General features: G+C 72.8%; 11 protein-coding genes. 7 read left to right on the forward strand and 4 right to left on the reverse strand.

Going from position 1 to position 8,017, the window contains the following annotated elements; genetic code table 11:
- The first annotated feature begins 14 nt into the window (after positions 1-14).
- The 4 genes from C1I92_RS19725 to C1I92_RS19740 all read left to right on the forward strand — a co-directional run bounded on the left by C1I92_RS19725 (position 15) and on the right by C1I92_RS19740 (position 3,224).
- Entirely contained in the window at positions 15-587 is a 573-nt protein-coding gene (locus tag C1I92_RS19725) for a mycothiol transferase (RefSeq protein ID WP_199521398.1), read from the forward strand.
- A 62-nt stretch (positions 588-649) separates the two neighbouring features.
- On the forward strand, positions 650-2,029 hold the full coding sequence (locus tag C1I92_RS19730; protein WP_111256360.1) for a phosphomannomutase/phosphoglucomutase: 1,380 nt from the start codon (positions 650-652) through the stop codon (positions 2,027-2,029).
- The gene (locus C1I92_RS19735; protein WP_199521399.1) at positions 2,026-2,202 is read left to right on the forward strand and encodes a Trm112 family protein; all 177 of its coding nucleotides are present in this window, start codon (positions 2,026-2,028) and stop codon (positions 2,200-2,202) included. Before C1I92_RS19730 ends, C1I92_RS19735 begins: the two co-directional genes overlap by 4 nt.
- Before the next feature lie 5 nt (positions 2,203-2,207).
- Positions 2,208-3,224 carry an SIS domain-containing protein gene (locus tag C1I92_RS19740; RefSeq protein WP_111256361.1) on the forward strand — a complete coding sequence of 339 codons (1,017 nt, stop codon included), beginning with the start codon at positions 2,208-2,210 and terminating at the stop codon, positions 3,222-3,224.
- 4 nt (positions 3,225-3,228) lie between these two features.
- Here C1I92_RS19740 and C1I92_RS19745 read toward each other — a convergent pair whose 3' ends face one another.
- Both C1I92_RS19745 and C1I92_RS19750 read right to left on the reverse strand, forming a co-directional pair.
- A complete protein-coding gene (locus tag C1I92_RS19745) occupies positions 3,229-3,606 on the reverse strand; it encodes a type II toxin-antitoxin system VapC family toxin (RefSeq protein WP_111256362.1) in 378 nt (125 codons plus the stop codon).
- Positions 3,603-3,866 (reverse strand): AbrB/MazE/SpoVT family DNA-binding domain-containing protein, encoded by a 264-nt coding sequence (locus C1I92_RS19750; protein ID WP_199521400.1) that lies wholly within the window; start codon positions 3,864-3,866, stop codon positions 3,603-3,605. Before C1I92_RS19750 ends, C1I92_RS19745 begins: the two co-directional genes overlap by 4 nt.
- A 41-nt stretch (positions 3,867-3,907) precedes the next feature.
- On the opposite strand from C1I92_RS19750, the gene C1I92_RS19755 reads away from it, so the two are divergent.
- The 3 genes from C1I92_RS19755 to C1I92_RS19765 all read left to right on the forward strand — a co-directional run bounded on the left by C1I92_RS19755 (position 3,908) and on the right by C1I92_RS19765 (position 6,614).
- Complete coding sequence (locus C1I92_RS19755; RefSeq protein WP_111256363.1) at positions 3,908-4,399, forward strand: Imm26 family immunity protein; 492 nt, start codon at positions 3,908-3,910, stop codon at positions 4,397-4,399.
- 66 nt (positions 4,400-4,465) lie between these two features.
- On the forward strand, positions 4,466-5,632 hold the full coding sequence (manA, locus tag C1I92_RS19760; protein ID WP_199521401.1) for a mannose-6-phosphate isomerase, class I: 1,167 nt from the start codon (positions 4,466-4,468) through the stop codon (positions 5,630-5,632).
- A 37-nt stretch (positions 5,633-5,669) separates the two neighbouring features.
- The gene (locus tag C1I92_RS19765; RefSeq protein ID WP_111256364.1) at positions 5,670-6,614 is read left to right on the forward strand and encodes a cation diffusion facilitator family transporter; all 945 of its coding nucleotides are present in this window, start codon (positions 5,670-5,672) and stop codon (positions 6,612-6,614) included.
- Positions 6,615-6,617: 3 nt separating this feature from the next.
- On the opposite strand, the gene C1I92_RS19770 is transcribed toward C1I92_RS19765, so the two are convergent.
- Together C1I92_RS19770 and C1I92_RS33935 are read right to left on the reverse strand one after the other, a co-directional pair.
- Positions 6,618-7,271 (reverse strand): hypothetical protein, encoded by a 654-nt coding sequence (locus tag C1I92_RS19770; protein WP_111256365.1) that lies wholly within the window; start codon positions 7,269-7,271, stop codon positions 6,618-6,620.
- Positions 7,271-8,017, reverse strand: a 747-nt coding sequence (locus C1I92_RS33935) for a hypothetical protein (RefSeq protein ID WP_158564209.1), incomplete at its 5' end; no start/stop codon positions are given. The genes C1I92_RS33935 and C1I92_RS19770, both read right to left, overlap by 1 nt.

Below are 8,017 nucleotides of genomic sequence, written 5' to 3' on the forward strand. Positions count from 1 at the left end.
CGGCCATGCCTAGCATGCCGATCCATCACGACGACCGCGGCTATCTGCGGGAGTCGCGCCGTCAGGTGCTCCGCGCGTTGGACGGCCTGGACGAGTATCAGATCCGCCGCCCGATGACTCCGACCGGCACGAACCTGCTCGGCGTGGTGAAGCATCTCGTCGGCATCGAAGCCGGCTATCTGGGGACATGCCTCGGCCACCCGTTTCCGGAGCCGCTGCCGTGGATCGGCGACGAGCAGGCGGCTGTGCCGAATCGCGACATGTGGGCCACCGCCACCGAGTCCCGGGATCACATCACCGGCCTCTACCGGCGCTCGTGTGAGCACTCGGACCGGGTACTGGACGAGATCGGCCTGAACGCGGCCGCAGCGGTGCCGTGGTGGCCCGCTGCCTCCAGGGCGACGACGGCGGAAGCCCTGCTGGCGCGCGTATTGACGGACACCGCGATGCATGCGGGACAACTGCAGGTGCTGAGGGAACTGATCGACGGCCGGGCGGGCTCGGATCGCGACTCGACCGGCGACGACCGGTGGTGGGCGGAGTACAGGTCGATGCTGGACGACGTGGCGCGCCGGTTCCAGCCCTAGCGTGCGGCGGAGTTCGCCCGTGCGTCTCCGTCACGCCGAGCGGGCAGGATAGGGTCGCGAGCGTGCGCGACCTCGCCCCGATCCTCAAGGCCTACGACATCCGTGGTGTGGTGCCCGACGAGCTCGACGACGAGACGGTGCGGGCCATCGGATGGGCGGCGGCGCATGTGCTGGCCGACGGCAGCGGCGCGCTGGTCGTCGGGCACGACATGCGGCCCACCTCGCCCGGCCTCGCCGCGGCGTTCGCCGACGGCGTCACCGCGGCCGGCGTGGACGTCGTCATGGCCGGGCTGACCAGCACCGACCAGCTCTACTACGCCAGCGGCGCGCTGGGCCTCCCCGGCGCGATGTTCACCGCCAGCCACAACCCGGCCCGCTACAACGGCATCAAGCTGTGCCGGGCCGGCGCCGCCCCGGTCGGCTACGACACCGGCCTCAGCGATATCCGGGCGCTCATCGCCGACGGCGTCGACACCCCCGTCGCGGCCCGCGGCCGGATCACGGCACGCGACACGCTGGCCGACTACGCCGCCCACCTGCACGACCTCGTCCCGCTCGACGGCGGGCGCCCGCTGACCGTCGTCGTCGACGCCGGCAACGGGATGGCCGGGCACACCGTCCCGGCCGTGCTCTCCCTGCCGGGGCTCACCGTCGTTCCCCTGTACTTCGAGCTGGACGGCACCTTCCCGAACCACGAGGCGAACCCGATCGACCCGGCCAACCTCGTCGACCTGCAGGCCGCCGTCCGCGAGCACGGCGCCGACCTCGGGCTGGCCTTCGACGGCGACGCCGACCGCTGCTTCGTCGTCGACGAGCGCGGCGAGCTCGTGTCGCCGTCGGCGCTGACCGCGCTGATCGCCGTCCGCGAGCTGGCCCGCGACCCCGGCGCGCGCGTCGTGCACAACCTCATCACCTCGAAGGCCGTGCCGGAGATCATCGCCGAGCACGGCGGCACCCCGGTGCGCACTCGCGTCGGCCACTCGCTGATCAAGCAGACGATGGCCGAGACCGGCGCCGTCTTCGGCGGCGAGCACTCCGGGCACTTCTACTTCCGCGACTTCTGGCGGGCCGACTCCGGCATGCTCGCGGCGCTGCACACGCTGGCCGCGCTGCGCGCCGATCCGCGGCCGCTGTCGCAGCTGCTCGTCCCGTACGAGCGGTACGTCGGGTCCGGTGAGATCAACAGCACGGTCGACGACGCCGAGGCGGTCACCGCCCGGGTCGAGGAGGCGTTCGGCAAGGCGCCGGACATCGTCACCGACCGGCTCGACGGCCTCACCGTCGAGTTCACCGGCACGCCGATGTGGTGGTTCAACCTGCGCCCGTCCAACACCGAGCCGCTGCTGCGGCTCAACGTCGAGGGCGCCGACCGCGCCGTCATGGAACGGGTGCGCGACGACGTCCTGCGGGTGGTCCGCGGGGCCGGGGAGGAAACCTCGTGAGGCTGGATCCGACGTTGCTGCAGGTCATCGCGTGCCCGGTCTGTCATGGCGCGCTTGAGCCGGACGATGCGGCCGGCGAGCTGCTGTGCACCGGCTGCCCGCGGGCGTACCCGGTGCGCGACGACATCCCCGTGCTGCTGGCCGACCAGGCCCGCACCCGTTCTGCGGAGTAGCCCACGTGTTCTTCGACGGCTCGCTCGACGACCAGGACGCGCTGAGCGTCATCGACCCGGTGCTGCGCGACATCGCCGGCTGGGGCGCCCAGGTCCGCCTCGCCGACGTCGCCTCGGCGGACGTGCTGGCCTCTATCGCCGCGGGGGACCGGCCGCGGGCGATCGTCGCCGGCGGCGCCGACGGCCGGCTGTTCCGCGCCGTGCTGGAGCCGGTCTGCCCCGTCCCGTTCGTCGCTTGGCCGCACCGCGGGCTGCCCGGCTGGGCCGGCCCGCTGGACCTCGTGGTCGTCGTGTGCCGCTCCGGCCACGGCGACGACGAGATCTCCGCCGTCGCCGAGGCCCGCCGCCGCGGCTGCCAGCTGCTCGTCGCCGCGCCGTCGGACTCCCCGATGGCGGCGGCCGCCGCCGGCCGCGGCACGACGTTCCTGCCGGCCGGCAGCGCCGACCCGACCGCGCTCGCCGTCCCCGTCCTGCACGCTCTGCACATCATGGGCCTCGGCCCCCGGGTCGAGGCCGAGCCCGTCGCGGCCGCCCTCGACGACGTCGCCGAGCGGTGCGGCCCCAGTGTCCCCGCCGACGTGAACCCGGCCAAGGAGCTCGCCCTCGCCATCGCCGACGACGTCCCCATCGTGTGGGGCGGGTCGGTGCTGGCCGCCCGCGCCGCCCGCCGCGTCGCCGAGGCGCTGCGCTCGGCCAGCGGCCGCCCCGCCGTCGCCGGCGAGGCCGACCAGCTGGTCCCGATCCTGGAGGGCGCGCCCGAGCCGGACCTCTTCGCCGACCCCTTCGAGGACGCCGCCGCCGCGCCCTCGCGGCCGGCGCTGGTCATTCTCGAGGACGGCGCCGACACGCCCGCTGCCCTGGCCGGCCGGGCGCGGCTGGACGAGGCCGCCAAGAACGGCTCGGTGCGGGTCCAGGAGGTGCGCGCCACCGACGGTCCCGACATCGGCCGCTTCGCCGCCCTGCTCGCCACCGGCCGGTACGCGGCCGCCTACTTGGCGCTCGGCCTCGGCCGCCCCGCCTGACGGTTCAGTGCAGCACGCGGATCTCGGCGCCGGCGTCCAGGCCCGACCACGCCCGATCGGCGGTGAGCGCGGGCACGCCGAGGCGTCCGGCGAGGGCGAGGCAGCATCGATCCGCGAGGGAGAGCCCGGCGGCGCGGGTCGCCGGGTACAGCTTGGCTGCTCGAGCCGCGTCCTCCTCGGTCAGCGGCTGCACGGTCACGCCGAGGACGATGAGCAACGCGCCTTGGCGGTCCGGGTCGCCGCCGTGGAAGGCGATCTGCTGCAGCGTCTCCGACCAGTTGACCGCGCTGACGTGGGACTCCTGCAGGAGCGGTGGCACGGACTCGTGGCCGGGCTCGGCATAGAGGTAGGCCAGGAGCGCCGACGCATCGAGGACGATCACCGGCCGTCGGCGCTCTCCGCGGCGGCCTGCGCACGGCGATCGGCGACCAACTCGTCGACCACACTGCCCGACGTGGTGCGCGACTCCAGCGCCTCCCGTTGCAGCCGGGCCGCCAGGTGGGCTCGTTCCTCGAGGATGAGCCGGCCGTCCTCGACGTAGGCCACGAGTGCGGTGCCGGGCCGGAACTCGAGCTCCTGACGCAACTTGGCCGGGATGAGCACACGACCCTGCTCGTTGACAGATATCGTCGCGTGTGTCATGTTCCAAGCCTATCTGACATATCCCGGCGAGGGCAGATTCAATGGTGGGTGACGTCTTCACCATCCCGCTCGATGACGACAGGGTCGGGCTGGGTCAGGTCGTCGGCACCTACCGAGTCGCGGCTCTGTACCTCGCTGTCTTCGACAGGTCTCTTCCACGGGACGTGGCGCCAGCTGTGGCCATCGGGTCGGCACACGGGCCGCTGCTGTTCCTCGCCCTCTCATTCGATGCGAAGATCTACGCCGGCCACTGGACCGTGATCGGGCGCGCACCCGTCGACGACTCGATCGAGCTGCCCGCGTACAAGGAGATGGTCGCAGTTCCGCCGGCGTACGAGGTCGTCGACGCGCGGGGTGTGAGACGACGCCCGGCGACCGACGTTGAGGCAGCGTCGCTGCCGAACCGTGCCATCGTCGCCCCCGTGCGAGTCGAGAAGGCGCTGCGCGCGCACGTCGGCCTGGAGCCGTGGCACGAGGCCTACGCCGAACTCAGACCCGACCCGTTGACGAGCGAGCGTCGAATCTTCGGCTGACCGGGGCGGCGCCGACAACGCCGGCGGTCGTGGGGTGGCGGCCGGGGTCAACTAGGCTCTCCGATCGTGGCCGTGCTTCTGGACAACCCGGTGCGTTCGTACGCCTGGGGCTCGCCGACCGTGCTCCCCGAACTCCTCGGCCGGGCGCCGTCCGGGCAGCCGGAGGCCGAACTGTGGGTCGGTGCGCACCCGGGATCGCCGTCGACGGTGGTGGGGGACGGGCGCAGCCTGGCCGACGTCATCGCGGCCGACCCCGAGGCCACGCTCGGCGACGACGTCGTGCGCCGGTTCGGGCCGCGGCTGCCGTTCCTGCTGAAGGTGCTCGCCGTCGAGCGGCCGCTGTCGATCCAGGTGCACCCGACCATCGAGCAGGCGATCGAGGGCTACGCCGCCGAGGACGCCGCCGGCCTCGCGCTGGACGACCCGCGCCGCTCGTACCACGACCGCAACCACAAGCCCGAGATGGCGGTCGCCGTCACCCCCTTCGAGGCCCTCGTCGGCTTCGACGACCCCGCCGAGGTCGCGACGGTGCTGGCGCCGAGCGAGCACACCGACCTCGCCGGCGCCGCCGCCGTCCTGCGCGACCAGGACGGGCTGGAGCGGCTGGTCCGCCGCTGGCTCACCCTCGACGACGCCGCGGCGGCGCAGATCGTCTCGGCGCTGACGGCGGAAGCCTCGGCCCGGCGCGAGGAGCCGCGGTTCGCGCTCGTGCACCGGCTGGCCGAGGCCTACCCGCACGACCGCGGACTGCTGCTCGCGCTGCTGCTGCGCCACCACACGCTGGCGCCCGGCGAGGCGGTGTTCGTCCCCGCCGGCGTCCCGCACGCCTACCTGTCCGGCGTCGCCGTCGAGCCGCAGGCCAGCTCCGACAACACGCTGCGCGCGGGACTGACGCCCAAGCACGTCGACACCGCCGAGGTGCTGCGGATCCTGCGCTACCAGCCCGGCGGCGCGGTCCCGGTGCCGCCGGTACCGGGCGGCCCCGGCCTGGACGTCTACCCCATCCCCGGGGTGGACGAGCTCAGGCTGGGCCGGGTGCGGCTCACCCCCGGCGCCACCGCGACCGTGTCCGGACCGTGTCTCGTCCTCGTCCTCGACGGGATGGCGACGGCCGGCGGCGTCGAGCTGGCCCGCGGGCACGCCGCGTTCGTCCCGGCGGCCGAGCCGGACGCGACGCTCACCGGCGACGGTGTGGCGTTCACCCTCACGACGGCCCTCGACCAGGCACGATAGTCCTCGACCACGCAACGCTCCGGAGTGAAGGAACCCCATGGCCACTGAAGGTGGGACCAAGGCAGTCGTCGCGGCCCTGCTGGCGAACACCGGCATCGCGATCACCAAGTTCATCGCGTTCGCGCTGACCGGTGCCTCGTCGATGCTGGCCGAGGCGGTGCACTCCGTCGCCGACGCCGGCAACCAGGTGCTGCTGCTGGTCGGCGGCCGGCGGGCGCGGCGCAAGGCGACACCGGAGCACCCGTTCGGCTACGGCCGGGTCCGCTACGTCTTCGCGTTCATCGTGTCGATCGTGCTGTTCAGCATCGGCGGCCTGTTCGCCCTGTACGAGGCGTACCACAAGTACGAGGAGGTGCACGCCGGCCACCCGAACGAGCTGCTGGAGAGCGACTGGTGGTGGGTGCCGATCGCCGTGCTGGTGGCCGCCATCATCATGGAGTCGTTCTCGCTGCGGACCGCGGTCATCGAGTCCAACCACGTGCGCGGCGGCCGGTCCTGGGTGCAGTTCGTGCGACGGGCGAAGTCGCCGGAGTTGCCGGTCATCCTGCTGGAGGACATCGGCGCGCTGCTCGGCCTGGTGTTCGCCCTCATCGGCGTCGGCCTGGCGCTGCTCACCGACAACGCCTACTGGGACGTCGCCGGCACCGCCGCGATCGGCGTGCTGCTGGTGGTCATCGCGGTGGTCCTGGCCATCGAGATGTCCAGCCTGCTGATCGGCGAGGGTGCCGCCGAGGAGAACGTCCAGAAGATCCTCGCCGCCGCGACCGCCGGCGACGACATCGGCCGCGTCATCCACCTGCGCACGCTCTACACCGGCCCGGAGGAGTTGCTGGTCGCGGCGAAGCTCGCGGTCCGCACCGACCAGACCGGCGAGCAGATCGCCGCGGCCATCAACGGCGCGGAGGAACGCATCCGGGCGGCGCTGCCGGAGGCCCGGCACATCTTCCTCGAGCCCGACATCGACCGGACGCCGGCCTCCTAGCCGCTACTCGTCGCGTGGTTCGCGGTCGGCGAGCAGCTTGTCGACCGCGGCCGCCTCTTCGGGGTGGCCGGTCTCGAGGTAGCCCCGCTTCGCCTCCAGCAAGTCGGCTCGCGCCTGGTCGGCGTACTCGCCCTCGGCCGGACCGCTGCGCCGGCCGGCCGCCGTCAGCTCGGCGAGCCGCTGGCGGAACCCGACCGGCTCCGGCCGCGAGTACTCCCGCTCGGCGCCGGGCTCGTGGTAGGCGGCCAGGTCCTCGGCCGTGATCCCTCTGGCCTCGAGCCACTGCCGGGTCGCCTCGCGAAGGCGCGACAGATGCGAGGGCTGGAGATCGCGCATGTACGTGGTCATACGGTGCCGGCCCCACCGTTCGCGCGGGACGGGGTAGGGGTCGCCCGGCGGCGGCTCGGCCCCGAACACGTCGAACCAGAGGTTGCGCATCCTCTCGTCGGTCCCCCACTGCGTCTCGTACGAGGCCGGCCCGGCAGAAGAGTCGCGGATGTGCGCCGCCAGCTCGTCGCGGAAGCCCTGGAGGTCGTTGAAGTTGCTCTCCAGCCATTCGGGGACGGTCTCGCACGCCTCCATGTAGAACTCGAGCAGTTCGCCTCCGCCGTCGTTGAACTCGTGGCGCCACTCGAGGAAGTTCTCACTGATCTCCATCACAGCTCCGTGTATTTCAGGTCGTTGGCACGGTCGTCCAGGAAGTACCCGGTGACAAGACACCAGGACTGCCCGGGCTTCCGCACGAAGAAGATCAGACTGCCGGGGCGCTGTGCACCCGATACGAGGTCATCGTCGCGAACCCACGGCGGGCTGCCCAGCCCGGCCATGGAGCCGTCACGGGCGCTGAGCCATAGTTCCTCGCCGGGTGCGGTGTCCGTGCCCGGCCCCCGCACGGCGAGGACATCGCCGGGCACGATGCCGGTGTCCGATGGACGCAGGAAGATCCTCGCTCGCGTCTTTCCCTTCGCCTTGCCGTCCAGGTATCGGTCCAGCGCATCCTGGGTGCGGCCGGCGGCCTGCAGGAGGGCGATCAGCGGCTTGGCGAACGCCTCCGGCGACGTGTACTGACCGGCGGTGGCGCGGACTTGGTGCGGCTTGTTGTCGCTCCGCAGGGAGCGAACGGATCCGTCCGGCTCGAGCTGCCAGCCGTCGACTCCGGCCGGGTCGAGGCGCCACTGGGCGCGGGCGATCTGGTGCTTGCGGCGCAGGTGGTGGCCGTGCCGCTGGACGGCGTGCGCTGTCGGCCCGAACAGCAGCTTCTTCGCCAGCTCCTGGAGCTTCGGCGGGAACCGGGCGACGATCTGGTTGATGGCCCGCCGGTGAGCGTCCCTGTCAGGGAGGTCTCGATGGACGGCCGCCGCGTCGTCGGCTGACGTCTCGACGGTGGGCGGCGGGGCCGGTGG

The sequence above is a fragment of the Jiangella anatolica genome, assembly GCF_003236295.1.
GTDB classification, from domain to species: Bacteria; Actinomycetota; Actinomycetes; order Jiangellales; family Jiangellaceae; genus Jiangella; species Jiangella anatolica.

What these genes read in the sequence shown, in the direction of transcription:
- C1I92_RS19770 (WP_111256365.1), bottom strand. Translation starts at nt 7,271, where the DNA reads ATGGAGATCAGTGAGAACTTCCTCGAGTGGCGCCACGAGTTCAACGAC.
- C1I92_RS19765 (WP_111256364.1), top strand. Translation starts at nt 5,670, where the DNA reads ATGGCCACTGAAGGTGGGACCAAGGCAGTCGTCGCGGCCCTGCTGGCG.
- C1I92_RS19755 (WP_111256363.1), top strand. Translation starts at nt 3,908, where the DNA reads ATGGTGGGTGACGTCTTCACCATCCCGCTCGATGACGACAGGGTCGGG.
- C1I92_RS19725 (WP_199521398.1), top strand. Translation starts at nt 15, where the DNA reads ATGCCGATCCATCACGACGACCGCGGCTATCTGCGGGAGTCGCGCCGT.
- C1I92_RS19750 (WP_199521400.1), bottom strand. Translation starts at nt 3,866, where the DNA reads ATGACACACGCGACGATATCTGTCAACGAGCAGGGTCGTGTGCTCATC.